This is a genomic window from Bartonella sp. AP72JLCBS, from assembly GCF_042195705.1.
Taxonomy (GTDB): Bacteria; Pseudomonadota; Alphaproteobacteria; order Rhizobiales; family Rhizobiaceae; genus Bartonella.
Window position 1 is genome coordinate 1 of record NZ_JBHIOU010000088.1, and the last position, 914, is coordinate 914.

Annotated in this window: 1 protein-coding gene; it reads left to right on the forward strand. The window is 45.4% G+C overall.

Annotated features, from left to right (window positions below; translation table 11 throughout):
- Positions 1-914, forward strand: a 914-nt coding sequence (locus ACFILO_RS09535) for a hemagglutinin repeat-containing protein (RefSeq protein ID WP_375678218.1), incomplete at both ends; no start/stop codon positions are given.

Here is a 914-nt window from a genome sequence, read left to right on the forward strand (position 1 = left end):
AATTTACAAGCAGCCATTGTTTCGGCGGATCGTGATGTCAACATGGATGCCGGCAATAATATCACCCTATCAGAAAGCTATGATACCTCTAACGCAAAAGAAAAGCATGAAAAGTCTTTTGCTGGTGTGACAGGCTCTGTCAATGTGGGCATTCTTGGTGCCGTAAAAGATGTAAAGGATGCAGTCAAACGTTTTGGTCATGGGGATACAAAACACAAAATCGGCAATGGTCTTATTGCTGGTCTAAAAGGCTATGATCTCTATAGCAAAGGCAAAGGTCTTTATAATGAGATGAAGGGTGGAAACCTTAAACAGTCTATTCGTGATATTGCTGATGTTTCTGCTAGCGTAACCGTGGGCTTTAAGACAGAGAAGGCAGAAGCCTCTGTTCAGACCTCTACTGCGGTAACAGGTACAATAGAAGCAGGACGCGCTGTTAATATGCAAGCCCACAAAGGCAGCATCCATGGTGTTGGAGCCGATATTATTGCTGGTACAAACCCGATGCAAAGCAATGATGAACAGAGCGGGAATATCACCATGGAAGCAGGTAAAGATATCATCTTTGAAAGTGCGCAAAACACGCAGAGCACAGAAAACCACACGCAAAGCGCTTCAATGAATGTTGGGTATAGTTATGGTACCGGTGGTACAGGGTGGATGGGGAATGCTTCTTTTGGTAAAGGCAAGGGTTCCAGTGAGGAGGTTCACCAGAAGAACAGCCATATTATAGGCACTGGCACTGTTCATACCATAAGTCAGGGAAACACCATACTGGCAGGCGCCGTGGTTTCTGGAGAGCGTGTAGAAATGGAAGTAGGGGGTGATTTCTCCGTTACCAGCCGCAGTGATACGGGACAAAGTTCCAGCAAGCAAAACTCTGTTTCCATTGGTTATAATAGCCGAGAAAAGGA